At 27.7% G+C, this 26,683-nt stretch carries 22 protein-coding genes; 2 read left to right on the top strand and 20 right to left on the bottom strand.

The window, feature by feature from the left end:
- Positions 1-85: 85 nt before the first annotated feature.
- The 12 genes from rpsR to ACLGL0_RS00780 form a co-directional block, all read right to left on the bottom strand.
- Positions 86-310: a 30S ribosomal protein S18 gene (gene rpsR, locus ACLGL0_RS00835; protein WP_004833472.1), complete on the bottom strand. Its 225-nt coding sequence runs from the start codon at positions 308-310 to the stop codon at positions 86-88.
- Positions 311-330: 20 nt separating this feature from the next.
- Complete coding sequence (locus ACLGL0_RS00830) at positions 331-783, bottom strand: single-stranded DNA-binding protein (protein WP_233055515.1); 453 nt, start codon at positions 781-783, stop codon at positions 331-333.
- Between the two features lie 12 nt (positions 784-795).
- Positions 796-1,080, bottom strand: coding sequence for a 30S ribosomal protein S6 (rpsF, locus tag ACLGL0_RS00825; RefSeq protein WP_233055514.1), 285 nt, complete (start codon positions 1,078-1,080; stop codon positions 796-798).
- A gap of 122 nt (positions 1,081-1,202) precedes the next feature.
- Positions 1,203-2,444, bottom strand: a complete 1,242-nt coding sequence (gene purD / locus ACLGL0_RS00820; RefSeq protein ID WP_411013272.1) for a phosphoribosylamine--glycine ligase — start codon at positions 2,442-2,444, stop codon at positions 1,203-1,205.
- A 9-nt stretch (positions 2,445-2,453) separates the two neighbouring features.
- A complete protein-coding gene (gene purH / locus ACLGL0_RS00815) occupies positions 2,454-3,983 on the bottom strand; it encodes a bifunctional phosphoribosylaminoimidazolecarboxamide formyltransferase/IMP cyclohydrolase (RefSeq protein ID WP_411013271.1) in 1,530 nt (509 codons plus the stop codon).
- 1 nt (position 3,984) lies between these two features.
- On the bottom strand, positions 3,985-4,608 hold the full coding sequence (purN, locus tag ACLGL0_RS00810; protein ID WP_411013270.1) for a phosphoribosylglycinamide formyltransferase: 624 nt from the start codon (positions 4,606-4,608) through the stop codon (positions 3,985-3,987).
- A gap of 18 nt (positions 4,609-4,626) precedes the next feature.
- The gene (gene purF / locus ACLGL0_RS00805) at positions 4,627-6,075 is read right to left on the bottom strand and encodes an amidophosphoribosyltransferase (protein WP_411013269.1); all 1,449 of its coding nucleotides are present in this window, start codon (positions 6,073-6,075) and stop codon (positions 4,627-4,629) included.
- Positions 6,062-6,769, bottom strand: coding sequence for a phosphoribosylaminoimidazolesuccinocarboxamide synthase (gene purC, locus ACLGL0_RS00800; protein WP_411013268.1), 708 nt, complete (start codon positions 6,767-6,769; stop codon positions 6,062-6,064). The genes purF and purC overlap by 14 nt, the downstream gene beginning before the upstream one ends.
- Before the next feature lies 1 nt (position 6,770).
- Entirely contained in the window at positions 6,771-10,439 is a 3,669-nt protein-coding gene (locus tag ACLGL0_RS00795; protein ID WP_411013267.1) for a phosphoribosylformylglycinamidine synthase, read from the bottom strand.
- Between the two features lie 16 nt (positions 10,440-10,455).
- Positions 10,456-11,481, bottom strand: coding sequence for a phosphoribosylformylglycinamidine cyclo-ligase (purM, locus tag ACLGL0_RS00790; protein ID WP_411013266.1), 1,026 nt, complete (start codon positions 11,479-11,481; stop codon positions 10,456-10,458).
- 15 nt (positions 11,482-11,496) lie between these two features.
- The gene (gene purE, locus ACLGL0_RS00785; RefSeq protein WP_411013265.1) at positions 11,497-11,976 is read right to left on the bottom strand and encodes a 5-(carboxyamino)imidazole ribonucleotide mutase; all 480 of its coding nucleotides are present in this window, start codon (positions 11,974-11,976) and stop codon (positions 11,497-11,499) included.
- A 56-nt stretch (positions 11,977-12,032) separates the two neighbouring features.
- Positions 12,033-12,710, bottom strand: a complete 678-nt coding sequence (locus ACLGL0_RS00780) for a phosphoribosylaminoimidazolesuccinocarboxamide synthase (RefSeq protein ID WP_411013264.1) — start codon at positions 12,708-12,710, stop codon at positions 12,033-12,035.
- Between the two features lie 400 nt (positions 12,711-13,110).
- On the opposite strand from ACLGL0_RS00780, the gene ACLGL0_RS00775 reads away from it, so the two are divergent.
- Positions 13,111-14,871: a glycerophosphodiester phosphodiesterase family protein gene (locus tag ACLGL0_RS00775; protein WP_411013263.1), complete on the top strand. Its 1,761-nt coding sequence runs from the start codon at positions 13,111-13,113 to the stop codon at positions 14,869-14,871.
- A gap of 42 nt (positions 14,872-14,913) precedes the next feature.
- Here the strand turns inward: ACLGL0_RS00775 and glyA are convergent, their stop codons facing one another.
- Entirely contained in the window at positions 14,914-16,152 is a 1,239-nt protein-coding gene (glyA, locus tag ACLGL0_RS00770; protein ID WP_411013262.1) for a serine hydroxymethyltransferase, read from the bottom strand.
- A 283-nt stretch (positions 16,153-16,435) separates the two neighbouring features.
- On the opposite strand from glyA, the gene ACLGL0_RS00765 reads away from it, so the two are divergent.
- Positions 16,436-17,368, top strand: a complete 933-nt coding sequence (locus ACLGL0_RS00765) for a selenium metabolism-associated LysR family transcriptional regulator (RefSeq protein ID WP_233055503.1) — start codon at positions 16,436-16,438, stop codon at positions 17,366-17,368.
- A gap of 57 nt (positions 17,369-17,425) precedes the next feature.
- Here the strand turns inward: ACLGL0_RS00765 and ACLGL0_RS00760 are convergent, their stop codons facing one another.
- From ACLGL0_RS00760 to ACLGL0_RS00730, 7 genes are all read right to left on the bottom strand, one after another.
- Positions 17,426-18,811 (bottom strand): hypothetical protein, encoded by a 1,386-nt coding sequence (locus ACLGL0_RS00760; protein WP_411013261.1) that lies wholly within the window; start codon positions 18,809-18,811, stop codon positions 17,426-17,428.
- Positions 18,801-20,279, bottom strand: a complete 1,479-nt coding sequence (locus tag ACLGL0_RS00755; protein WP_411013260.1) for a sensor histidine kinase — start codon at positions 20,277-20,279, stop codon at positions 18,801-18,803. The genes ACLGL0_RS00760 and ACLGL0_RS00755 overlap by 11 nt, the downstream gene beginning before the upstream one ends.
- Positions 20,264-20,947, bottom strand: coding sequence for a response regulator transcription factor (locus tag ACLGL0_RS00750; RefSeq protein WP_313962092.1), 684 nt, complete (start codon positions 20,945-20,947; stop codon positions 20,264-20,266). Before ACLGL0_RS00750 ends, ACLGL0_RS00755 begins: the two co-directional genes overlap by 16 nt.
- Before the next feature lie 145 nt (positions 20,948-21,092).
- A complete protein-coding gene (gene fdhF / locus ACLGL0_RS00745) occupies positions 21,093-23,846 on the bottom strand; it encodes a formate dehydrogenase subunit alpha (protein ID WP_411013470.1) in 2,754 nt (917 codons plus the stop codon).
- 25 nt (positions 23,847-23,871) lie between these two features.
- Complete coding sequence (locus ACLGL0_RS00740; protein ID WP_411013259.1) at positions 23,872-25,467, bottom strand: NADH-ubiquinone oxidoreductase-F iron-sulfur binding region domain-containing protein; 1,596 nt, start codon at positions 25,465-25,467, stop codon at positions 23,872-23,874.
- A gap of 10 nt (positions 25,468-25,477) precedes the next feature.
- Positions 25,478-25,963, bottom strand: coding sequence for an NADH-quinone oxidoreductase subunit NuoE family protein (locus ACLGL0_RS00735; protein ID WP_233055498.1), 486 nt, complete (start codon positions 25,961-25,963; stop codon positions 25,478-25,480).
- A gap of 393 nt (positions 25,964-26,356) precedes the next feature.
- Entirely contained in the window at positions 26,357-26,632 is a 276-nt protein-coding gene (locus ACLGL0_RS00730) for an HPr family phosphocarrier protein (protein ID WP_314557519.1), read from the bottom strand.
- Positions 26,633-26,683 lie beyond the last annotated feature (51 nt).

The following is a 26,683-nucleotide window of genomic DNA, read 5'->3' as shown; positions in this document are numbered from 1 at the left end:
ATAAGAAATTTTATAATAAATAAATCTTAAAAATATTTATTATCTCACTAAAAAAGGAGATTCTCATCTCCCCATAATAAACAAATTATTCTGCACTATATGGTAATAGCGCAACTTGTCTTGCTTTTTTAATTGCTGCTGTAATTTCTCTTTGTTGTTTAGCAGTAGCACCAGTCACTCTTCTTGGTAAAATCTTACCTCTTTCGCTAATAAATTTCTTTAGAGTGTTTACATCTTTATAATCAAGTGGTTTACTGTTATCTGAGAAATATGCAACAACTTTTTTTCTAGGTCTAAATTTTCTTTGCATACTTTTATCTCCTTTAATAATTAAAATGGAATTTCTTCATCTGATGCATCTTGAAAAGGTAAATCGAATCCATCATCCATTCCTGTATCAAATGAACCAAATCCTTGTGGCGTAGCAGATTTTTGAGCTTTATCTCCCCAGTCTATAAACTGAACCCTTTCAGCCCATACTTCTGTAACAAATCTTCTAGTTCCATCTTGTGCAGTGAAACTTCCTGATTGAAGTCTTCCTTGAATTGCAACATTTCTACCTTTTTGTAAGTATCTTTGGCAATTTTCAGCTTGTTTACCCCAAACAACAATATTAATAAAATCTGCTGTTTGTTGTCCTTTTGCTTCTAATTCTTGTTTCTTATCTTTAGACATTCCTTTGTCTACTGCAATGGTAAATCTAGCATAACTGCTACTAGATGTTTGAGTATATCTTAATTCTGGATCTTTAATTAATCTACCTATTAAAATTACACTATTCATAAAGTTCCTCCACTAAGCTTCTTGCTTAACAACCATATATCTAATAATAGCATCAGATATTCTTGATCTTCTTTCTACTTCTGCAACTACTTCAACAGCAGCTTCAAAATTAACTATAATATAGTATCCTTCTTTAATATAGTTGATTTCGTAAGCAAGTTTTCTATTTCCCCATTCATTAATTTCAGTAATAGTACCATTTGCTTCAATAGCTGCTTTGATTCTATCAAATGCTTGATTTCGTACTTCTTCCTCTAAATTTGGTTTGAAAATAAAAACTCCTTCGTATTTTCTCATTACATTCACCTCCTTATGGTCTCTGGCTCTTGTTATCGAGCAAGGATTTACCGGTATATTATATCATAAAAAAAAATATATGTAAAGTTTTTAAATAAAAATCTACATATATTTTTATTATTTTAAATTTTTCCAATATCTTTTCTATATTGTTTAGTTTCAAAAGATATTAATTCGATATTCTTATATACTTTATTCCTTATATCATCATAACTACTTCCAAGAGATGTTACTGATAGTACCCTCCCACCATCAGTTAAAATATTATCTCCTTCTAATATTGTATTATTATGATAAACATATATATCCTTATCAACTAAATCAATACCTGTAATTATTTTCCCTTTTTCATAAGCTTTAGGATAGCCTTTTGAAGTTAAAATTACAGTTAAACATTTTTCTTTTTTCCATTTTAAGTCTTCTCTGTTAAGAGTGCCATCAATAGATTTTTCTATTGCTAATAATAAATCAGTTTCCATTCTAGGTAGTACTACTTCAGTTTCTGGATCTCCAAATCTTACATTGAATTCTAAAACTTTTGCTTCATCATCAATCATGAATCCTATAAATAAAATACCAGAATATTCTAATTTTTCATTTTTTAAACCACAAGATATTTTTTTAAGAGTTTTATCAACTTTTAATTTCAATTCATCAGTAAATAACTCACTTGGGGAATAGCAACCTACACCCCCAGTATTCTCACCTTCATCATTATCAAAAATTCTTTTGTAGTCTCTTGCACTTTCCATAGGTATTAAATTTCCTTTAGATACAAAGCAAAGTAATGAAGCTTCTTTACCTTTTAAAAATTCTTCAATTACAACAGTCGTACCCTCATCGCCAAAAATTTTTTCTTCAAAAAGTTCTTTAAAGTAATTTAATACTTCATCTTTTGTATTACAAATTCTAACCCCTTTGCCGGCGCACAGACCATCAGCCTTAACTACAATAGGATATGAAAATCTTTCTATGGCCTTTAACCCTTCATCCATTGTTCTAATAGTTTCATATTTAGCAGTTGGAACTTCATATTTTTTCATAAATTCTTTTGCAAAATCTTTACTGCCTTCTAGCCTTGCACTTTTTTTATCAGCACCAAAAACCTTAATATTACTATTATTAAATAGATCAACTATACCATCACAAAGTGGAGTTTCTGGTCCTACAACTACAAGATCAATATTATTGGTATTTGAAAATTCAAATATTTCCTCATTAGACTTTAAATCAATATTTTTTGCATATCTCAAAGTACCAGCGTTACCTTTTGAGCAATATAATTCAGTACATTTTTTACTTTCAGATATCTTTTTACAGATAGCATCCTCTCTACCTCCATTACCAATAACTAAAACTTTCATATACTCCTCCTAATGTCTAAAATGTCTTGTTGATGTAAATACCATTGCTATACCATATTCATCACATAATTTTATTACATTTTCATCTTTTATTGATCCTCCTGGTTGAATTACTGCTTTTATCCCATTCTCTCTTAATAATTCAACTGTATCCTCAAAGAAAAATGCATCTGATGCCAATACTGCATCTTTTAGATTATCTTTTGCTCTTTCTAGTCCCTCTTCTACAGCCCATGAGCGTCTTACTTCTCCTTGTCCAATTCCAATAGTTGCATTATTTTTAACAATAACAATTCCATTAGATGCAACTGATTTACATGCCTTAAATCCAAAAATTAGATTTTTTAATTCTTCTTCGGATGGTTTTCTCTTAGTAACGAATTTTAATTCTTCGGTAAATAAAGTATTATCATAGTCTTGAACTACAATGCCATTTAATACTTCTTTTGATAATATATTTGGAATTTTAAATTCAGATATATTAGAAACTTCAATTAATCTAATATTTTTCTTCTGAGTTAATATTTCAATAGCATCTTTAGAAAATTTATTTGCAATTACAATTTCAACAAAAAAGTTATTTATTTTTTCAGCTATACATTTTGTTACTTCTCTATTTAATGCAATAATTCCTCCAAAAATAGAAACAGAATCACATGCATAAGCCTTATCATAAGCTTCATCAATATTTTCTCCAATTGCTAGGCCACAAGGATTATTATGTTTAACAGCGACTACACATGGTTCATCAAATTCTTTAACAATTTTTATTGCTGAATACATATCAGTTAAGTTGTTATAAGATAGCTCCTTTCCATGTAATTGTTTAAAATCTGTTTTCTCTTCGTCTTTAATATAAACTTTTTCATAAAAAGATGCTTTTTGATGTGGATTTTCTCCATATCTTAAATCTTCAACTTTTTTATAAGTTGTTGTAAGTTTTTCTGGAAAATCAATATTTAACAAATCATTAAAATATGAAGAAATTAATGCGTCATAATAAGCAGTATAATTAAAAGCCTTACATGATAAATACAATCTAAAGTCCTTATCTAATTTGTTTTTCTTAAGTCTTTCTATAATTTCAGGATAATCTTTAGGATCAACTACAATTGAAACATCATTATAATTTTTAGCAGCAGCTCTAATCATTGAAGGTCCACCAATATCAATATTTTCAATTAAATTTTCATGCGTATTATTTTCACTATTTAAAACTTTTTCAAAAGGATATAGGTTATTTACAACCATATCTATTGAAGAAATTCCAAGTTGTTGTACTGTTTCAACGTGGTTTTTATCATCGCGTCTATATAAAATACCACCATGAATAAAAGGATGTAAGGTTTTTACACGACCATTTAAAATTTCTTTAAAATTAGTTACCTCATCAACTTCTATAACACTTAAACCACTATCTTTTAATATTCTATATGTTCCACCAGTTGAAATTATTTCCCAACCTAATTGTACAAGTTCTTTTGCAAATTCAACAATATTATCTTTTTCAAAAACACTTATTAATGCTCTTTTTGACATTTTATTCCTCCATAATGAACGCTCTATTTTTATCAAAAATTATCTTATTTTCACAAAATGCTTTTACCGTATTTACAAGTATTTTATGTTCAATCTCTAGTACTTTTTTAGCCAAAGTATCATAATTATCATTAATACTCACGGAAACAATATCTTGCATTATTATTGATCCAGTGTCTACATCTTCGTCAACAAAATGAGTTGTAGCTCCTGTAAATTTGACTCCTGAGTTTATTACTGCTTTATGAACATTTTCTCCATAAAAACCATCTCCACAAAAAGAAGGTATTAATGAAGGATGAATATTAATTATTCTATTTGAATATTTTGAAACGATATTTTTTGATAAAATATTTAAATAGCCTGCAAGTACAATTAAATCAATATTTCTTTTTTCAAGTTCTTCTATTATCCTTTCATCATACTCTTCATTATTCATAAAATTCTTTTTATTCAAATAAAATGTATCAATCCCTTCATTAAAAGCTCTTGTAAGCCCATAAGCATTCTTTCTGTTTGAAAAAACTAACTTTATATTTCCATTAATTTTTTTATGTTTAATTCCATCAATTATGGCTTGCAAATTAGTTCCACTACCAGAAATAAATACAGCTATATTTACCATACTTTACCTTCTCTCATTTTAAAGTTTATTTTTTCTTTCTAAAATTTCCTTTTGAATATCAGTTAATGACTTCAGAAAATCAGCTTCATAATCATACAATCCAGCAGGATAATCTCCATTAAAGCAATCCATACACAATCCGTTGTATGGATCATTAAATTTAAGTCCAATTGAATCAACAAGACCTTGTACACTTAAATAGCCTAATGAATCCGCACCAATAATTTCTTTTATTTCTTCTAATGTTTTATTAGCAGCAATCAACTCACTAGAAGTTGAAATATCTATACCATAAAAACTAGGAAATGCAAAAGGTGGCGATGCGATTCTAACATGTACTTCAGTAGCACCAGCGTCTTTTAATAATTTAACAATTCTTCTACATGTTGTTCCTCTAACTATAGAATCATCAACCATAACAACTCTTTTACCACTAACAACACCTTTAACAGCTGATAATTTCATTCTTACACCTTGTTCTCTTAGTTCTTGAGTTGGTTGAATAAAAGTTCTAGCAATATATTGATTTTTAATTAAACCCATTTCATATGGTAACCCACTCTCTTCTGCAAATCCACTAGCAGCTGAAAGCGATGAATTAGGAACACCAACAACAATATCAGCATTTGCAGGACATTCTCTAGCTAAAGTTCGTCCAGTATTTTTTCTAGCAGTATGAACGTTAACTCCAGCAATATTTGAGTCAGGTCTTGCAAAATATACATATTCCATGGCAGCAATAGATATTCTTTCTGGTTTTACATAATTCTCGATTCTTAAACCATCTTTATCAATTATAGCAAGTTGTCCAGCTTTTACATTACATACAAATTCTGCGCCTATACTATCAATTGCACATGTTTCACTAGACATTACATAAGTATCATTTTTCGTTTTTCCAATAACTAACGGTCTTAAAGAATTTGGATCTACTGCACCATATAATGTATCTTTAAGTAGAACTAAATAAGTAAAACCACCCTTAATTCTACTCAAGCTTTCCTTTAATTTATCTTCGAAACTATTTTTTTCACTTCTTCTAATTAAGTGAATTAAAACCTCTGTATCAGAAGATGAATGAAATATTGCACCTTGTTTTTCCAATTCAACTCTTAAACTTTTAGCATTTACTAAATTCCCATTATGGCATATAGCTACACTCATATCATAAAAATCAAATAAAAAAGGTTGTACATTTCTGACACTATTATCTCCTGCAGTTGCGTATCTAACATGACCTATTGCAGAAGCTCCCACTAAATTATAGAGTAACTCTTTATCCTTAAAAACTTCAGATACTAATCCTAGATTTCTATAGCTATATAATTTTTCTCCATCAGAGCTTATAATTCCTGCACCTTCTTGTCCTCTATGTTGTAAACTATGAAGTCCAAAATAAGTTAATTTAGAAGCATCTTTGTGATTCCATACGCCAAAAACTCCACATTCTTCATTAATTCCACGCACTTGTTATTCTCCTTAAAACTTCTTCATAAGCATCCATAACTGAACCCATATCTCTACGGAAACGGTCTTTATCAAGTTTATCCATTGTATTAATATCCCATAATCTACATGTATCAGGAGAAATTTCATCAGATAAAATAATTTTACCACTACTTGTTTTTCCAAATTCTATTTTAAAATCAACTAATATTAACCCTGCTTTCAAAAAGAATTCTTTTAATAATTCATTAATTTTGGCAGTTTCGTTCTTTATATAAGATAGTTCTTCTTCAGTAACAATGCCTAATGCCAAAGTATGGTCATCATTTATTAATGGATCGTTTAGTTCATCATTTTTATAACTTAATTCAAAAACCGGTTTTTTTAATTTTAATCCTTCCTCCAAACCATATTTTTTTGCCATAGAACCAGCTACAATATTTCTTGTTATTACTTCTAAGGGAATAATTTTTACATGTTTACAAATTTGATCAGTTTCATTCACTTTTCTTATAAAATGAGTTTCTATTCCGTTTTTTTCTAAATATTCAAATATGAACGAAGTAATAGTGTTATTTAATATTCCTTTTTTATCAAATTCTTCTTTTTTTTCTCCATTGAATGCGGTTGCACTATTCTTATAATGTACATAAACTTCATCATTATTTTCACATTGATATAATTGCTTTGCTTTTCCTTCATATAAAAGTTTCATTCTATTTTTCTCCTTTAAAATAATTTACTCCATTTTTAAAAATGTTTTGTATATCTTTTATCATTCTATTTTTATACAATTCAGAACCATATCTTTCGCTATGACCCATTTTTCCTAAAACTAAACCATCTTCACTTATCATTCCTTCAATTGCATATAAGGATCCATTTGGATTAAATTTACCATTTAAAGTAGCATTACCATCAAAATCACAATATTGAAATGCACATAAATGTTTGAATTTATCAATATTTTTACCAACTAATTTACCTTCACCATGACTAAACATTATCTCATGTAAATCTCCAATTTTAAAATCTTGAGTCCAAGGTGAATTTACATTTGCAACACGAGTTATTGCACTTGTTGAAATATGGTGATAACTATCATTTCTATATAATGTCAAATCATCATCAGATAATGTTTTTATTCTTCCATAAGGTATTAATCCTGACTTTATAAGAGCTTGAAATCCATTACATATTCCAAGTATTAACTTTTTATCATCTAAATGTTTATGAATTGCATTTTTTACCTTTTCATTTTTTAAAACATTTACTATAAACTTAGCGCTTCCATCTGGCTCATCTCCACTTGAGAAACCACCAGGAAACATAATAATATGACATTCTTTAATACTATCAACCAATTCTACAATAGAATTTTCTATATCATTTTCTTTCTTATTTCTAAAAACAATTGTTTTTGTTTTAGCACCAGCATCTAAAAATGCTTTTTCTACATCATATTCGCAATTTGTGCCAGGAAATACAGGTATCAAAACTTTAACATCGTCTACATATTCTTTAAAAAATAATTTTTTTGAATTTTCAATTTTGATATTCTCACAGTTTTTCCCATCTAAATTTTGATATAACGGATAAATTGTATTTAATTTTTTAGTATATGAATCATATATTTCATTAAAAGTAAAATCTATTTTATTAATATTAATATTTTCGCTAACATATCCAATCTTTTCAAAAGGTAGCTCAAATCTAGATTCAACTACTATAGAAGCTGGATCAAAATTCAATATGTTATCTTTATTAACAGTAAATCCTAATCCATTACCTACAGTCATTTTTACTAATGAACTTACAATACTTCCTTCTTCTTGAACATATGCTGATACAACTTTTCCTTCAATTATATACTTATTAAGTAGTTCATAATTATCTAATGTATCTTTAATATTAGGATATCCTTTTAAATCTTTTTCTACAGGAATATAATATAAATAATTTCCAACTGATTTTAATTCTGGAGATATTACATTCTTAATTTTAATAGGTGCACATGCAAAAGAAATTAAAGTTTCAACAACATTTAATTCATTAAATGTTCCTGACATGCTATCTTTTCCACCTATACTAGGACATCCTATCTCTTTTTGAGCATATATAGTACCTAGTAAACTTTGAGTAACTTTTCCCCATTTTTTTTCATCTTTTCCAAGTTTTTCAAAATATTCTTGAAAAGAAAAATATAGACTACTTTTTTCTCCACCAATAGCATAAATTTTAGCTACAGATTCTAAAACTGCATAAATCGCAGATAAGAATGGAGAATAATATGAAATTTTAGGGATAAAACCATAACTTAAAACAGTAGCAGTATCACTTGTTGAATGTACAGTTGGTAGTGCTTGAACACTTACTTGAACTGGAGTTAACTGATTTTTTCCTGAAAAAGGCATTAAAACAGTTGTTGCACCTATTGATGCATCAAATTTTTGTGAAATACCTTTTTGACAAGTAACATTTAAATAAGATAATTCATTCAATACACTTTCCTTTGTAAAAACCTTATTTTCAAAAGGATTATCTCCACTATTATCATACAATGTAGCTTTTGAATGTTGTCTAACTCCACTTGTAGACAGAAAATCTGCACTAAGGTCCATAACTTTTTCGTCGTAGTAATACATCTCAAGTCTTCTTCTATCAGTAATAATAGCAACTTTTGAATGTTCTATATTTTCTTTTTCACATTCTTTTATGAAAAAATCGTAATCACTTGGTGAAATTACTACAGCCATACGTTCTTGTGATTCACTAGTTGCAATTTCTGTAGGATTTAATCCATCATATTTTAATAATACCTTATCTAAATGAATTTCAATTCCTTCTGATAATTCTCCTATTGCAACACAAACTCCTCCAGCACCAAAGTCATTACATTTTTTTATTAACTTAGTTACTTCTGGTTTTCTAAATAATCTTTGAATTTTTCTTTCTTCAATAGCATTACCTTTTTGGACTTGACTAGATGCTGTCTCAAGAGAATCATTAGTATGAATTAAACTAGAACCACTTGCTCCCTGTATCCCATCTCTTCCTGTTCTTCCACCAATTAAAATAACTATATCATCTTTCACTGGAGTTTCTCTCTTGAAATTTCCATCTTTTACAGCTCCTACTACAGCACCAACTTCCATATGTTTCGCAACATATGAATCATCATAAAGTTCTTTTACATATGTTGTTGCTAATCCTATTTGATTACCATATGATGAATAACCATTTGTAGCTTTTGTTGAAATATCAACTTGAGGTAATTTGTGGTTTAAAGTGTCTTCTCTACTCTGTAAAATATTTCCACATCCCGTTATTCTCATAGCTTGATAAACATAGCTTCTTCCTGACAATGGGTCTCTTATAGCGCCACCAATACAAGTACTAGCACCACCAAATGGTTCAATTTCTGTTGGATGATTATGTGTCTCATTTTTAAATTGAATTAACCATTTTTCAAGTTTTCCATTATTTTCAATATCAGTAAAAAATGAACAAGCATTTATTTCTTCACTTACTTCAATATTTTGATCATTTAAAATTCTTTTATGATATTTTCCAAATATACTAGCCATATCCATTAAAGTTATTGGTTTAGTTATATTTAATTCTTTTCTAATATCTAAATAAATATCAAAAGCATTTTGCATTTCTTTTTGGAATAATTCTGATTTAATTTCTATATCATCTAATACAGTTTCAAATGTTGTATGTCTACAGTGATCACTCCAATAGCAATCTAGAACATATACTTCAGTTTCAGTAGGTGTTCTACCTATACTTTTGAAATAATCTTGAATAAATAGTAAATCTTCTATATTCATAGCTAAAGACATTTCTTTTTTTAATGAAAGCAATTCATTTTCTGTCAAAGAATTAAATTGTGATAAGTCTTTCATTTTTTTCATTTCTGAATTCATTGAAAAATTCAATATATTCATATCTTTTACTCTAGATTCAATCGGATTAACTAAATATTTTTCAATTTTTGACAATTCCTCTTCATCTAATGCTCTATCAAAAGTTATTAGTTTCCCGCTTCTTACAATTATTTTTGAATTATTATCTAATAAAGATACACATTGAGTAGCACTATCTGCTCTTTGATCATACTGAGCTGGTAATGTTTCATATGCAAAATACTTTCCATCCTGTAATGTAATGGAATCAAAAACTTCATCAACCATAACTTCTGAAAATACAGAATCTTTTGCAAGTTCATAAGTTCTTTCATTTATATTATAAATATCATAAATTATATATAATTCAAGATTTTTGATACCTAATTTATATTCTAAATTCAAACTGTCTTTAAGATCTAAAGCTTCTTTATTAAATCCTTCTCTTTTTTTTACAAAAATTCTCTTATCCATAATTCCTCCAAATTGTTTAATATAAAATCACTTTAGAATTTCCTTCGACAACTTCTCCAACTTCGTATATTTCTTCATTCATATCAGCAAATAAAGTCTTAATTCCATCAACATCTTCTTTTTCAACAAAAATTAGCATTCCTATTCCCATATTAAAAGTTCCATACATTTCTTCTTTTGAAATTTCTCCCCATTTTTGAAGTAGTGTAAAAATTTCTTTTTGAGGAATATTTTTTTCAAAAATTTTAGCATCAACATCTTCACCTAATACTCTAGGAACATTTTCATAAAGTCCTCCACCTGTAATATGACAAAGTCCATTTACATTAAATTTTTCTAACAAATTAACAACTTGTTTTGCATAAATTTTTGTTGGTATTAGTAGTTCTTCACCAAGAGTTTTTCCTGTTTCAGTTACATCATTTAATGAGAAATTTTTATGATCAAATATTATCTTTCTCACTAATGAAAATCCATTACTATGAACTCCTGAAGATGGTAATGCTAAAATTATATTTCCTTTTTTCACATTTTTCTTACCATCTATTATTTTTTCTTTTTCAACCACTCCTACACAAAAACCCGCAATATCATAATCTTCTTCTTTATATATTCCTGGCATTTCAGCTGTCTCTCCACCAATAAGAGCACATCCTGCTTGAATACATCCTTCTGCTACCCCTTCAACAATACTAGCCATCTTTTCTGCAACTAGTTTTCCAGTAGCTATATAGTCTAAGAAAAATAAAGGTTTAGCACCCTGACAAAGAATATCATTAACACACATTGCTACACAATCTATTCCAACAGTATTATGAATATCCATCATTTGAGCTAGTTTAACCTTTGTTCCAACTCCGTCAGTTCCAGAAACTAATACCGGATTTTTAAAATCATTTCCTAATTCAAAAAGACCGGAAAATCCACCTAAGTCAGATAGAACTCCCTTAGTATAAGTATTTTTAATAAATTTTTTTATTAAATTTACTTCATTATACCCTTCGTGTTTATTTACGCCTGCTGATTCATATGTTAATGCCATTTATATATCCTCCATTTAAATATCTAGATCATTGTCCATTTTTTTTACTTGCTCTTTCATCTCTATCTTATATTCTTTTAATTTAGATTTTAGTTCATCATATTTTAATGAAAGAATTTGTGCCGCTAAAATACCAGCATTCTCAGCGCCATCTATAGCAACTGTTGCAACTGGAACTCCTTTTGGCATTTGAACAGTTGATAATAATGCATCTAAACCATCAAGAGTAGAAGCTTTAACAGGAACACCAATTACTGGAGTTGTTGAAATTCCAGCTAGAACTCCAGCTAAATGAGCAGCCTTTCCTGCAAATGCAATAATAAGTTCAATATTATTTTCTTCCATTTTATTAACAAAATCTATTGCAAAGTCTAAAGATCTGTGCGCAGATATAACTTTTGCATCATATTCAATCCCAAATTTATTTAAAATATCACAAGTTTTCTTAGCAATATCCTTATCAGAAATACTGCCCATAATTACAGCTACTTTCATAAAAAACCTCCATAAAATTTTTAATATTAAAAAGCCGGATATTCTTCCGGCTTTAATTATTTAAGCAAATAAGAATATAAATCAGTTGGTGCAACAATTTTATCTCCATTATAAACTCTCATATTGCCACCTGATATTTCATCAATCAATACAACTTCCCCATCTACTTTACCAAATTCAAGCTTGATATCATATAATGTAAGTCCTTTTTCTTTTAAAATATCTCTAATAATTGTACAAATTTCTTTTGTAAGTGATACTAAATCTTCATATTCTTTTTCTGTTAATATATTTAACATTACAAGTGCATCCTTAGTAATTAAAGGATCACATCTTTCATCATCTTTTAATGTTATTTCTACATAAGTATCTAAATCATCATTAGTATTAGCGTATAATCCATATCTTCTTATGAAGCTTCCTACAGCTTTAAATCTACAAATAACTTCAATTCCTTTTCCAAATACTTCACATGGTTTAACAGTCATTGTGTTTTCACTTAAGTCACAGTCAACATAGTGAGTTCTAATTCCTTTTTCTTTCAATTTTTCAAAGAAAAATTTAGTTATTTTTAATCCTTCATGACCAACACCTTCAATAGATAAGCCTACAGTATTTGCACCAGGATCAAAAACTCCATTTTCACCAGTTACGTCATCTTTAAACTTTAAAATGTAGTTTCCGTCATCGCCCTTATAGATGTCTTTTGTCTTTCCAGTATAGATTTTTTCCATAAAATACCTCCTAATTTAACATAAGAAATAAATAAGCCCAGGCAAGTAGGCTTCAAGCGAAACCTACCTCCTGGGCTTTTCTCCCTTAGGTGTAATACTTATAAAGTATTCGTATCGCTTGGACCAGCAATTATATTCGGAACCCTAGATACTCTTTCTCTTTTAATTTTATTTCATTCAAGTTATTATATTTAACTTACATGTAAATAATAACAAGAAATTTATATTTTGTCAATATAAATATAAATTTTTTTTATCAAAAATTTATCAAAATATAAAGTATAATTTTTAGCTTTTATTTTAATTATTTAATGTAAAATTATATCTTCTTGAAATTATTCTTTTAAAATTTCATTATTTGTGGTATTATTATTATTATATTTTTTATAAAGGAGTAATAATGTTTAAACTAATAAAAAAGAAAAGTTTTCAAAACTTATTAATTTTTGATATACTATTCCAGCTAGCATTTATAGTAATTCTATTACCTTTTTCAAAAGAAGTATTTTCATTAGTTTTAAGACTTACAAAATTTGGATTTTTTTATATAGAAAGTCCAGGAATTTTTTTGAAATCTCCAACAAAAATTGCTTCACTTTTATTTATTATTTTTTCATCTTCAATAGTCAAATTATTTGAAGTAAGTAGTTTTATTTTTACATCAAACCAATTAAGACTAAATAAGGATGTTTCAATTTTAGAAATATTTAATAATTCATATAAACAAATAAAGGATAAGATTAAAAAATTTCAAAATTATCTAATAATAATATTAGTATCAATTAATATACCAGTGCCAACATCAATACATAAAGGACTTAAAATTCCTCATTTTGTTACTGAACCTATATTTAACACAAAAAGCGGTATTATACTTTTTAGCATATTAATAATTATATCTTTAATTGTTTCTATTTTTCTTTTATTTATATATCATATTTTCTTCTTAGAAAATAAAAATTTTATAGATAGTGTTAAAATTAGTTTTAAAAGAATTAGTGGAAATTTATTTAAAAGTATAAAAGTATTATTTTTTATTGGTTTAAAATATATACTTATACAAGTAATTAATATTATTCTTTTAATTTTTATTGTACTAATATTTTACTATCAATCAAAGAATAAAATTTTAAGTGACATTGCATTTATAACTTATCTAAGCACTGCAACAATTTTAAAAGTAATAACAAATGTACTATCTAATTTTATTACTTTTTATGATTTATCTAAATTTTATTTTATAAATTTAAAGAATACAGAAATATCTGATATTGTATATCCCACAAATAAAATTAGATTGAAGTTATCGTTAGTATTAGTTCTATTAATATTTGCAGGTGTTTTTGGTAAATACAAAAATTCAAATGAAGAAATTAAGTTTTATCATACTATAACAAGCATTAAACCAGATATTATGGCTCATAGAGGAAGTACAAAAAATTCTTTTGAAAACACATTAGAAGCAGTCAATGAAGCAATCGAAAATAAAGCTGAGTTTGTAGAAATTGATGTTGTTCTTACTAAAGATAATGTTGTAGTTTTATCACACGATCATAATTTAAAAAGATTAACTGGAGAAAAAATTATTATAGAAAATTTGAATTTTGAAGAACTTAAAAACTATAAAATTAAAGATAAAATAACTTTAAAGGAATATGATTTTATAGATCTTAAAAGCATAATAGAAAAAACCTCAGGAAAAATTAAACTAAACATTGAACTAAAACCATATAATAATAACGAAAAAAAATTAGCAAAAGAAGTTGCTAATTTAGTAGCTGATAGACCACATGATGTCGTTGTTTCGTCATTAGATCCAAAAGCATTGAGAGAAATAAAAAATAATAACACTAATATATCAACTGGTTTAATTATTGCTTTTAGTTATGGTAAATTTTATAATGCAGACTTTGTAGATTTCTTTTGTATTGAAAAAGAAATTGTAAATAATGAAATTATAAGAAAAATACAAAAAAAAGGAAAAAAAATATATATTTGGACTGCTAATACTGATGATGAAATTTCAAAGGCGTTTTCTAGTGGTGCAAATGGTATAATAACAGATGAAGTTACACTTGCAAAAGAAATACTGAAATCTGAAAAAGATAAAGTAAATATTAAGCAGATAATTATAGATAAGATACTTTCACTAATACCATAAAAAAAACGTCATATAATGACGTTTTTTTTATTTTTAAATATTTTATCTTAAAGGAATTTTCTTAGTTAATTCATCAACAATTTTTAATGCTTTTGCTTTTCCTTCTTCACCATTTTTAATAACTTCTGCAATCGCTTCAGCTACTAAATCCATTTCTTCTTCCTTAAATCCTCTAGTAGTAATAGAAGGTGTTCCTAATCTTATACCACTTGTAACAAATGGTGATCTTGGATCATTTGGAATTGTATTCTTATTACAAGTAATATGAACAGAATCTAATGCTTTTTCAAGATCTTTTCCACTGATATCACAATCTCTTAAATCAACTAACATTAAATGGTTATCTGTACCATTAGAAACAAGTTTAATTCCTCTATTCATTAATCCATTTGCTAAGGCTTGTGCATTATTTAATACTTGTTTTTGATACTCTTTAAATTCTGGTTCTAAAGCTTGCTTAAAAGCAATAGCTTTTGCAGCTATTACGTGTAATAATGGCCCACCTTGAGATCCTGGAAATATTGCTCTATTAAAATTAAATCTTTCATTCGCAGCATTATTTGATAAAATTAATCCACCTCTAGGACCTCTTAAAGTCTTGTGTGTAGTTGATGTTACAACATCTGCATATGGTATTGGTGACTCATGTAGTCCTGCAGCAACTAAACCAGCAATATGTGCCATATCTACCATCAATACTGCTCCTACTTCATCACAAATTTCTCTAAATCTTTTAAAATCTATTTTTCTTGCATATGCTGAAGCACCTGCAATTATCATTTTTGGTTTACATTCCTTTGCAATTCTAAGAACTTCATCATAATCGATATAACCATTTTCATCAACTTCATAAGGTACTGGATTATAAATTTTTCCTGAAAAGTTAATTGGATTTCCATGTGTTAAATGTCCGCCATGGTTTAAATTCATACCCATATAAGTATCACCAGGTTCTAATACAGCAAAAAATACAGCAAAATTAGCTTGAGACCCTGAATGAGGTTGAACATTTGCATATTCACAACCGTAAAGTTCTTTGGCTCTTTCAATTGCTAATCTTTCAGCTTCATCAACAACTTCACAACCACCATAATACCTTTTTCCAGGATATCCTTCAGCATATTTATTAGTTAATATACTTCCTGTTGCTTCTAATACTGCATCACTTACCCAGTTTTCAGAAGCAATTAATTCAATATGACTATTTTGTCTTTGTAACTCTTTTTCCAAAACTTCAGCAATAGCTGGATCAACCTTTTTTATATTTTCATTTGAAAACATTTTTCATACCCCCTAACATAGATATATTAACATATTTTATATTATTAGTCAACACGTTTTCTAAATATTTTTATTTGTATTATAAAAATACAAATTTAATAAATAGTATAATTTTCTTAAATTAATTTATAATATTTTATTAATATTTACTTTTTGTTAAAAAAATGTTATAATATAAAAAATTATATGAAATTTACATTTTAAATTAAAATTATTGTATAAATAAAAAATTTACTTATAATTTATTATATTTTTAATTTATCTTTATAATACGGAGGATTTTATGGACTTTAAACAATTAGAAACTTTTATTACTATTGTAAAAACTAAATCTTTTACCAAAACAGCGGATGTGTTATATATAACTCAACCTTCTGTAACAAATCATATTCAAGCACTTGAATCTGAACTAAATACTTCCTTATTTGTAAGAACAAGAAGAAGTGTAACACTTACACAAGCTGGTAGTATTGTTTATAAACATGCTCTTAATATTTTAGCTTCTTATGATGAAATTATTAGAGATTTAGACATATATTCTCAAAATTTAAAAGGTACTTTAAATATTTGTGTATCATCTGTTCCTAGAAAAATAATATTACCAAATTTAATTGAAAAATTTTCTAATTTATTTCCTGATATTTCTTTTAATATAAGTAATGATGATTCTAGAACTGTAATTGATAGTATTTTAGTTGGTGAAACTGATTTTGGTATTGTTGGATTAAAAATCTCTAATCCAAAATTAATATATACACAAATAATGGATGATCATATTGTTTATGTAGTAAATAAAGATGCTTATCCTGATTTGAAAAATTATTCAGTTATTAACATTGAAGACTTAAGTAACGATAAAATAATACTTAGAGAAATAGGTTCAGGAACTAGGCAAATTGTTGAAGATGAACTAAAGAGAAATAACTCTTTAAATGTTATTTCTAATAGTGTTGCGACTATTCATGATACAAATACGATTTTGGAATTAATTTCAAAAGGCGTTGGTAGTGGTTTTATTTCACAAAGAATGTTAAATATATCACCTTATAAAGATAGTGTAAAAATACTTAATATAAAGAATCTTTACTTAAATAGAAAATTCTATTTTGTTTATAACAAAAATTTACAATTTTCAAACATTAATAAAATATTTAAAGACTTTATGATGGATGAAATAAATGAATTAAAGAAAGAATTAGATATAAATTCGTTATAAAAAAAACTCTATGCTATGCATAGAGTTTTTTTATAAATTATTTATTATTTTTTCTAATTACTTTGTTTTTATTTTCATAAATTCTGTATAAGTTAGTTCACTACTTATGGCATTTGTCCATTGAAATGTTACAACTTCTCTTCTATTCTTTAAACTTGTTGTAAAAATTGGTAATGTAGCAATTTCTTGATTTTTTATCTCATACATAGAAATATCATCTGCTGTCAAAATTACAATTACACTTTCATCAGGAGAAACGAAATAATCAAGAACATCTGGAACTTTTTCTTTAACTCTTAGTTTTGAAATTTTACTAGACTTATTAGAAAATATATCAACATTTGGGATCAAATCTAAATCTATCTCACTTGAAACAAAATTATCATGAGAATAATTACTTAAAATTCCTTTAAATACCCAACTAAAATTATTTCTTTTAACTCCAAAATTTTTCATATCATATAAATTTATATTATCACTTGAATACCCAAGTTTTCTTATGTCATTAAAATAAGCTTTTTCTCCCTTATCTCCTGCTATATCCTTAATAGACATTTGACTTTCAGCAGAAAGTTCTCCTATTTTATAAATTGAATAGTTTTTTTTGTTTGTTTCAGCATTATAGGATTCAAGACTAATATAATTTTTACTTAAAAAATTTATAGTTGCATTTTTTACTCCTAAACTAATCTTATTAGTATTATTTATATAATCATTAGTAACAAAAACTTCATCTTCATTTGCATTAACAAGAAAAAACTTATTTTTATTATTTACAAAAAGACCTTCAACTTTATCTGCAGTAGGTTTTTCATCGCCATTTTTTCTTATTAAAAAAGTTTCATAATCAACATCTTTAGTTCCGATACTTTTAACACCTATTAAAAATGAAATATCTTTTTTAGGATTAATTGAACTTTTATCTAAACTAAGTTCTTCAATTATACTTTTATCAACATTATCAGATTTTTTTTCAAAAATATAATATTTTTTATTATATATAGTTGCTATTTTATTTTTATCCAAAACAATAAACTCTTTATAAAAATTTCTCTCGTCTTTAATAGATACAACTATCACATCATCTGTATCAATATTTATCTTATCAGTTACAACTCCATTATATAGTAAATAGTTTTTGAAGTTAACTTGTCTAAACTTAAATTTTGGATTTGTTGTTCCCATTTTTTCAAAATATACAAAATTTTCTGTTATATATAATTTTTCTTCTGAACTTTTAACTTCACTTCCATCGCTTAAAGATGTAATAGAGCTTAATTCCCAAGTTCCTGATACTATCAAAGAATTTGTTTTAGGTTCGAAAATCATAGAATTAATATCTGTATACTTAAAAAAATTACCTCTAAGAACAAAGAATAGTAAAATTACCAAGCAGAATAAACTTATACCTATACTACTAAATATTAATTTTTTATACTTCATTTTGAATTTCTCCCTTTTCTAATGGTAATTCTATTCTAACAACTGTACCTTTTTCCAGAACACTTCTTATTATTAAATTACCATTATGAGCTTTTACTATTTCTTCACAAATAGATAAACCTAACCCTGTATGTGAATTACTATTTGATCCTTTATAAAATTTACCTGTTACTAAAGAAATTTCTTCTTCTGAAATTCCACAACCATTATCTATTACTTCTACTACAGCTTTATCATCTTCTATTTTAATATCTGTTAATACAACTCCACCTTCATCAGTAAACTTTAGTGCATTGTCTAAAATATTAATAAATACTTGTTTTATTCTATCTCTATCTGCCATAACCATAACTCTTCTAGATTCATCATAATTTAATAACATATCAATCTTCTTTGAACTAGATTTTGGCATTAATTGTTTATTGATGAATATACCAAGTTCATTTAAATCAAATAGCTCTTTATTCATTATAAGTCTTCCACTACTTAGTTCAGAAAAATCTAAAAGTTCTGTAACCATATTACCTAAACGATCACTTTCTTTTTCTATAATACTCAATCCATCTTCTAAAAGTTTATTTCCTTTGGCTTCTGGCTGCAAAGTAAATGCCCATCCTTTTATAACTGTTAATGGAGTTCTCAACTCATGAGAAACACTTGAGATAAAATCTTTTTTTAGTTGTTCTTTCTTCACCAAATTTTCACTCATCAAGTTCATTGTACTTCCTAATTTAGAAATTTCATAATCACCAACTTCATCAGCTTTTTCATTTAATTGTCCATCTGCTAATTTTAAAGCAACATTAGTAAGTTTTTCAATAGGATTAACTATCTTAGTACTCATAAAGATACTAATACTTACTCCTATAACAATTACAAAAAATCCAAACAAGAAAAATACTAGATATCTTTGAGCAATAATACTATCAACATTTTCCATGGAAATAATGAATCTTGCTATACCAACTTGTTCATTACCATTATTTAGTGGAATTGAAACAGCTAATTCATTATTATTTGTAATAGGATTCTTATATATATTAGATCCATAACTTCCATTCTTAGCTGATGTTACATCATTTGTTGATAATACGTTTCCAATTTCATTTCCATTAACTGTATCTACTAATACTTTTCCCGAATTATTAAGGATTTGAACCTGAGCATTAACTTCACTATAAAATTCTTCAATATCATCTAGTACAATTTCTGATAAACTAGAATTTGCTAAATGTACCTCATAAAGTTTAGCACTATATTTTGCTTGACTTTGTATTATCCCAGTAACACCGGAATAATAATAGTTTTTTATAGTAAATATTAAAAAAATCTCAAAAAAAACTACAATTAATACAATAACTAAGAAAAACTGAGTTATTATTCTAGTCTTTAAAGATTTTTTTAATAAAAAATCCTTAAGCATATTGATTCTTTTTGATATTTTCTCATATACTAATTTGAATTCCATCTATATCCAGTCCCCCAAACTGTTTCAATATATTTTGGTTTACTTGAATTATCTTCTATTTTAGCTCTTAGTCTTCTTATATTAACATCTACTATTTTAATATCACCTTCAAATTCTTCTCCCCATGTCATATTCAGTAACTCATTTCTTGAAAATGCCCTTCCTGGATTTGACATAAAAATAGTAATAATAGTTAGTTCTGTAGGAGTTAATTCTATTTCTTTACCATCTTTATAAAAGTTTTTAGAATATAAGTCTAATTTAAACGGATAAATACTTATTAAATCACTACTATTTTGAATTGAATCAAGACGTCTAATTAACGATTTTATTCTTAAAATAAGTTCTACCGGATTAAAAGGTTTACTTAAATAATCGTCCGTTCCACTTTCAAGTCCATTTATTCTATCAACATCTTGAGTTTTAGCAGTTAACATTATTATCCCAATTTTTGGAAGTTTTTCTCTTAAAATTCTGCAAACTTCAAAACCATCTATTCCAGGTAACATAACATCTAAAATTACAATTTGAGGATTATATTTAAGAGCAAGCTCTACACCAATTTCTCCACTTTCTGCTTCTAGAACTTCAAAACCTTCTCTTTCTAAATTTATTTTTGTAAATAGTCTAATATTTTCTTCATCTTCAACTAATAAAATTTTTGTCATTATTGCCTCCTTTAAAATTTAAAACTGATTACTATTAGTATATATTAAAATTAGATAAGTTTCAATAATAAAACTAAAATTACATAAAAAGATTGGGAAGTTTTAACTTCCCAATCTAAAATTTAAAAATATCATTTAACTAGAACTATACTATTTCTTCCACTAATTCATTTAAGTCAACAAACTTTTCACTTTCTAATCCTTTATCAAGTTTATTTACTTTCTTAATATTAACAGCTGTTACTTTGTATTCAGCTGTTTTTGTTATAGGATCATAATGCGCACTAGTTAATTGGTTTACAGGTGTTTCGGCAAAGTGGAATGTCATATAAATTAATCCTGGTTTTACTTTTTCAGTAATCTTCGCTCTACCAACTACACTACCTCTTCTAGAAGTAACTCTCATGAAGTCTCCATCTTCTAAACCATATTTAGCTGCATCTTCTGCACAAATTTCTATTAATTCATGTGGAAGAATTCCATCAAGAGCATCAGAATATCTTGTCATAACATTATAATGATATAATGTTCTACCAGTTGATAAAATAATAGGATATTCTTCATTTTCAAGTTCTTTTGGTCCTTCATATTCTACAGGAATCATAAGAGCTCTTTCTCCTCTTGTAAATCTTCCCTTATGAAGATATTTAGTACCTTCATGTTCTTCAGAAGTACAAGGCCATTGAACTCCATTTAACCTTTCGATTTTTTCGTAAGTAATTCCACTATAAGTAGGAATACATTTTCTAATTTCATTGAAAATATCTTCTGCACATTTCCAATCAAATCCTTTACCTCCAAGTCTAGTAGAAACATCTGCTAATATAGACCAATCCAATCTAGCTTGTCCAGGAGCTTCAACAGCTTTTCTTACTCTTTGAACTCTTCTTTCAGAAGCAGTAAATGTACCATCTTTTTCAGCATAACATGTAGCAGGTAAAATAACATCTGCAAGTTTAGCTGTTTCAGTTAAGTTAATATCTTGAACTACTAAAAAATCTAAATTATTTAAAGCGTGTTTAACATGATTTGCATCAGGATCTGATAACACAGGATCTTCACCCATAATGTACATTGCTTTAACTGAACCTTCGGCAGCACCATCTAACATTTCAGGAATTCTTAAACCCATCTTCCTATTTAACGTACAATTCCAATGTTCTTCAAATTTTTTAACATTTTCTTCTTCTAATACTTTATGGTATCCTGGGAAATAATTTGGTAAAGCAGCCATATCACAAGCACCTTGAACATTATTTTGTCCACGAAGTGGGTTTATACCAGCTCCTTCAATTCCAATATTTCCACATAATAAAGCTAAATTAGATAAATTCATTACATTTGATGTACCAGTTGTATGTTCAGTAATTCCTAATGTATAGAATATTCCGGCTCTTTCAGCATTTGCATACATTCTAGCAGCTTCATAGATTTGATCTACTGGAACAGTAGTAATTTTACTTACAAGCTCTGGATTATACTTTGAAACAAGTTCTTTAACTTCTTCAAATCTTTCAACTTTTGATTCAACATATTCTTTTGCATATAGTTCTTCTTCAATTATAATATGCATTATACCATTGATTAAAGCAGCATCTGTTCCAGATTTTAATGAAATGTGTAAATCAGCTTCTCTAGCTAATTCAGTCTTTCTAGGATCTACTACTATTAATTTTTTACCTTGTCTATGCGCTTGTTGCATTTTATTACCAATTATTGGATGCGCTTCAGTTGTATTTGAACCAATTACAAACATTAAATCTGTTTTAAAAACTTCGTTTACAGAGTTTGTCATCGCTCCTGAACCTAATGTTGTTGCAAGACCTGCAACTGTAGGAGCATGTCAGGTTCTAGCACAGTGGTCAACGTTATTTGTACCAATTGCAACACGCATCATTTTTTGGAATGCAAAGTTATCTTCATTACATGTTCTAGCAGAACTTAAACCAGCAATTGCATCTGGTCCGAATTTTTCTTTAGTTTCATTTAATTTAGAAGCAACTAAATCTAAAGCTTCTTCCCAAGTAGCTTTTTCAAAAACTCCATTTCTCTTAATTAATGGATCTGTTAATCTATCCGGACTATTAATTAAGTCTGTATGGAAACGTCCTTTAACACATAGTTCTGTTCCATTTATAGGAGAATCTTCATTTGGAGTAACTCCTATAACTTTTCCAGTCTTAACATTTACATTTAAATCAAAGTTACAACCAGTTCCACAGAATGGACAAGTTGTTCTTACTTTTTTAATTTCCCATGGTCTTGTTCCCATTAATTGTTTGTTTAGTAATGCGGCTGTTGGACAAACACTAATACATTGTCCACAGAATCTACAGTTTTCTGTATTTAAATCTAAATTCTTATGAGTTCCTATTTTTGATTGAAAACCTCTATCTACAAAGTCAATTGCACCAGTAACTTGGACATCTTGACATACTCTTACACATTTACCGCATAATATACATTTATTTTGGTCTCTAATCATTACTGGGTTATTAGCATCAATTTCATGATTTTGAACTTCTCCAATCCAAGTTCCCTTTTTCATTCCATATCTGTAACAATATTCTTGTAATTTACAGTTTCCTACCATTTCACAAGTTAAACAGTCACTTGGATGATTAGAAAATAATAAATCTAAGATATTTCTTCTAATTTTAGTTAATTTTTCAGTTTCAGTAGTAACAACCATACCTTCTTTAACAAGAGTAGAACAAGCAGTTTCTAACTTTTTACTTCCTTCAATTTCAACAACACACATTCTACAACCCGCAAAAGCAGTAAGACTCTTTTCATAACATAAGTTAGGAATATCTATTCCAACTTGTTTAGCAGCTTCAATGATAGTAGTTCCTTTTTCAACACTAACATTTTTACCATTTATAGTTAAATTAATCATATTAGCCATAATATACCTCCTGAACCTATCTTCTAATTATAGCATCAACTGGACATGCCTCTTCACAAGATGCACATTTGATACATTTAGATGGTTCAATAACATGTAATTCTTTTTGAACTCCTGTAATACAATCTACTGGACACGCTTTAGCACATTTAGTACATCCAATACATTTGTCTGTAATAAAGAATTCAAGAAGTGATTGGCAAACACCTGCAGGACATTTTTTATCATATACATGTGCTTCATACTCATTTCTAAAATAATGAAGTGTACTTACTACAGGATTTGCAGCAGTTTGTCCTAAACCACAAAGAGATGCAACAGTAATAGTTTCTGAAAGGTCTTCAAGTCTTTCAATGTCACCATCTTCACCTTTACCAGAAGTGATTTTTTCTAATAATTCTAACATTCTCTTTGTACCTTCTCTACAAGGAACACATTTACCACAAGATTCTTCAACTGTAAAATCTAAGAAGAATCTAGCTATATCAACCATACAGTCAGTTTCATCCATAACAACCATTCCACCTGATCCCATGATTGATCCAATCTTAGCAAGAGAACCAAAATCTACTGGAGTATCAAAATAGTCAGTTGGAATACATCCTCCAGATGGTCCACCAGTTTGTACTGCTTTAACTTTTTTGTCATTACCAGTACCACCACCGATATTATAAACAATTTCATTAATAGTTGTTCCCATCGGAACTTCAACTAATCCAGCGTTAGCAACTTTTCCTACAAGAGCAAATACTTTTGTTCCCGAACTATCTTCTGTTCCTATTGATTTATACCATTGTGAACCTTTTTCCATTATTTGAGGAACATTGGCAAAAGTTTCAACGTTGTTTAGTACTGTTGGTTTTTGGAATAGACCTTTAACAGTTGTTCTATAAACCTTTGTTCTAGGCATACCACGTTTACCTTCAATAGATTCTATAAGTGCTGTACCTTCACCACATACGAATGCTCCTGCACCTAGTCTTAATTCAACATGAAAACTAAAATCCGTTCCCATTATATTATAGCCAAGAAGATTTTTTTCTTCTGCCTTTTTAATAGCTTCTTTTAAATTTATAACAGCCTTAGGATATTCAGCTCTAACGTAGATAAATCCTTTGTCAGCACCAATTGCATACCCACAAATAGCCATTCCCTCTAGTACAGAATGTGGATCCCCTTCTAATATGGATCTATCCATAAATGCACCCGGATCTCCTTCATCTGCATTACATACTACATATTTTTGTCCTTCTGGTTGTTGCATAGCACCTTCCCATTTTTTACCTGTTGGGAAACCAGCACCACCACGTCCTCTAAGTCCTGAATTTTTCATTTCATTAACTACTTCTTCAGGTGAATAACTACTAATTACTTTTGCTAAAGCATAATAACCACCTAGAGCAACGTATTCTTCAACACTATGTTCATTAATAACACCAAAGTTCTTTAATGCGATTCTTGTTTGTTTTTCAAAAAATTCCCCTTTTAGACGAATACCTTTATCGTCAATTATGTACTTATCAGGTTCTTGTTTTAACCTTTCAATTAATAGAGGATAGTTTTCTTCTTTTATAGAATCTAGTATCTTGAAATCAACTTCAGTTTTTATCATAAAATCACCCCTATTTATATTTTCTCATTATTCTTCTGATATCTGCTTTTTTAATATGTGCATAAACGTCTTCATTAATAGTAACTACTGGAGCTAAGTTACATTCTCCAATACAACGTGTTTGAGCAACTGAAAATTTTAAATCTTCACTAGTTCCTCCAACTTCAACACCTATTCTGTCACAAAACTCATTTAATATTTCTTGAGCTCCTTTTACATAACAAGCAGTTCCCATACAAACAGCAACTTGATACTTGCCCTTTGGAATAAATGAAAATTGTGAATAAAAAGTAGCTACTCCAAAAACTTTAGCAGGAAATATTTTCATTCTTTTAGCTATCAAATCCATAATTTCTTCTGGAAGATATCCAAAAATACTTTGTGCTTCCTGTAATACTGGCATTAATGCTCCAGGAATATCTTTTTTCTTATCAATAAATTCACATAGTTCATTTATTTTATCTTGATTTTCTTCAACATTAAAAACAAAAGCCATAATTTGCCTCCTTTTAAAAAGTTTTAGAAAAACCAGATACAGTTATATATTAAAAAAATAAATAGTATATGTTTTAAAACATTTGTTATTAAATTGTAATGCATGTAATTTTAAATATGTACTCTTTATTAGTATATAACTAATATTTGGTTATTCTATGTAAAATATAGTGAAAATACAAACTATATTCTAAGTAAAGTATAGCAAAAAAAAGAAGATATTTCAAGCGTTTTTGCTTTCTAGTATTAATATTTTTGATAGATTTTCAAAAGAAATTCTTTATTTTACACTCAATAATACTATTTAATTTATCAATTTTATTTTCTTTGATTTATTTAAAATTCGTTCTTATGTCATATATTATTAAAAAAAAATCTCTTTTCAGAGATTTTTCTATATAGTATAAAATTCTTTTAAGTCTTTATCAAAAAACGAAGTTAAGCTTACCATTGCCTCTTTTTCATCATCACCAGTTATTTCAATTTCTATTTCCTCACCATTTGCAGCTTGCATTGATAAGATACTTAGTATGCTCTTACCATTATATCTGTTATTATCTTTAATTAGTATAATATCTGAATTAAATTTTACTGAATTTCTTAAAAACATAGAAGCTACTCTAGCGTTTAGCCCAATTTCCGAATTGACTACAACCTTTTCCCTTAACATAATTGCCTCCTTTATTTTTCTTACTTTAGAGAAATTATATCAAATATAGCA

Origin of the sequence: Parvimonas pharyngis, assembly GCF_046569675.1 — a bacterium.
Lineage (GTDB): Bacteria > Bacillota > Clostridia > Tissierellales > Peptoniphilaceae > Parvimonas.
The sequence above is the reverse complement of the archived record's forward strand: the minus strand, read 5'-3'. Positions and strand labels throughout refer to the sequence as shown.

Coding starts and splice junctions, on each gene's coding strand:
- rpsR (WP_004833472.1), bottom strand. CDS start 310: ATGCAAAGAAAATTTAGACCTAGAAAAAAAGTTGTTGCATATTTCTCA.
- ACLGL0_RS00830 (WP_233055515.1), bottom strand. CDS start 783: ATGAATAGTGTAATTTTAATAGGTAGATTAATTAAAGATCCAGAATTA.
- rpsF (WP_233055514.1), bottom strand. CDS start 1,080: ATGAGAAAATACGAAGGAGTTTTTATTTTCAAACCAAATTTAGAGGAA.
- purD (WP_411013272.1), bottom strand. CDS start 2,444: ATGAAAGTTTTAGTTATTGGTAATGGAGGTAGAGAGGATGCTATCTGT.
- purH (WP_411013271.1), bottom strand. CDS start 3,983: ATGTCAAAAAGAGCATTAATAAGTGTTTTTGAAAAAGATAATATTGTT.
- purN (WP_411013270.1), bottom strand. CDS start 4,608: ATGGTAAATATAGCTGTATTTATTTCTGGTAGTGGAACTAATTTGCAA.
- purC (WP_411013268.1), bottom strand. CDS start 6,769: ATGAAACTTTTATATGAAGGAAAAGCAAAGCAATTATATCAATGTGAA.
- ACLGL0_RS00795 (WP_411013267.1), bottom strand. CDS start 10,439: ATGGATAAGAGAATTTTTGTAAAAAAAAGAGAAGGATTTAATAAAGAA.
- purM (WP_411013266.1), bottom strand. CDS start 11,481: ATGGCATTAACATATGAATCAGCAGGCGTAAATAAACACGAAGGGTAT.
- purE (WP_411013265.1), bottom strand. CDS start 11,976: ATGAAAGTAGCTGTAATTATGGGCAGTATTTCTGATAAGGATATTGCT.
- ACLGL0_RS00780 (WP_411013264.1), bottom strand. CDS start 12,710: ATGGAAAAAATCTATACTGGAAAGACAAAAGACATCTATAAGGGCGAT.
- ACLGL0_RS00775 (WP_411013263.1), top strand. CDS start 13,111: ATGTTTAAACTAATAAAAAAGAAAAGTTTTCAAAACTTATTAATTTTT.
- glyA (WP_411013262.1), bottom strand. CDS start 16,152: ATGTTTTCAAATGAAAATATAAAAAAGGTTGATCCAGCTATTGCTGAA.
- ACLGL0_RS00765 (WP_233055503.1), top strand. CDS start 16,436: ATGGACTTTAAACAATTAGAAACTTTTATTACTATTGTAAAAACTAAA.
- ACLGL0_RS00760 (WP_411013261.1), bottom strand. CDS start 18,811: ATGAAGTATAAAAAATTAATATTTAGTAGTATAGGTATAAGTTTATTC.
- ACLGL0_RS00755 (WP_411013260.1), bottom strand. CDS start 20,279: ATGGAATTCAAATTAGTATATGAGAAAATATCAAAAAGAATCAATATG.
- ACLGL0_RS00750 (WP_313962092.1), bottom strand. CDS start 20,947: ATGACAAAAATTTTATTAGTTGAAGATGAAGAAAATATTAGACTATTT.
- ACLGL0_RS00740 (WP_411013259.1), bottom strand. CDS start 25,467: ATGATAAAAACTGAAGTTGATTTCAAGATACTAGATTCTATAAAAGAA.
- ACLGL0_RS00735 (WP_233055498.1), bottom strand. CDS start 25,963: ATGGCTTTTGTTTTTAATGTTGAAGAAAATCAAGATAAAATAAATGAA.
- ACLGL0_RS00730 (WP_314557519.1), bottom strand. CDS start 26,632: ATGTTAAGGGAAAAGGTTGTAGTCAATTCGGAAATTGGGCTAAACGCT.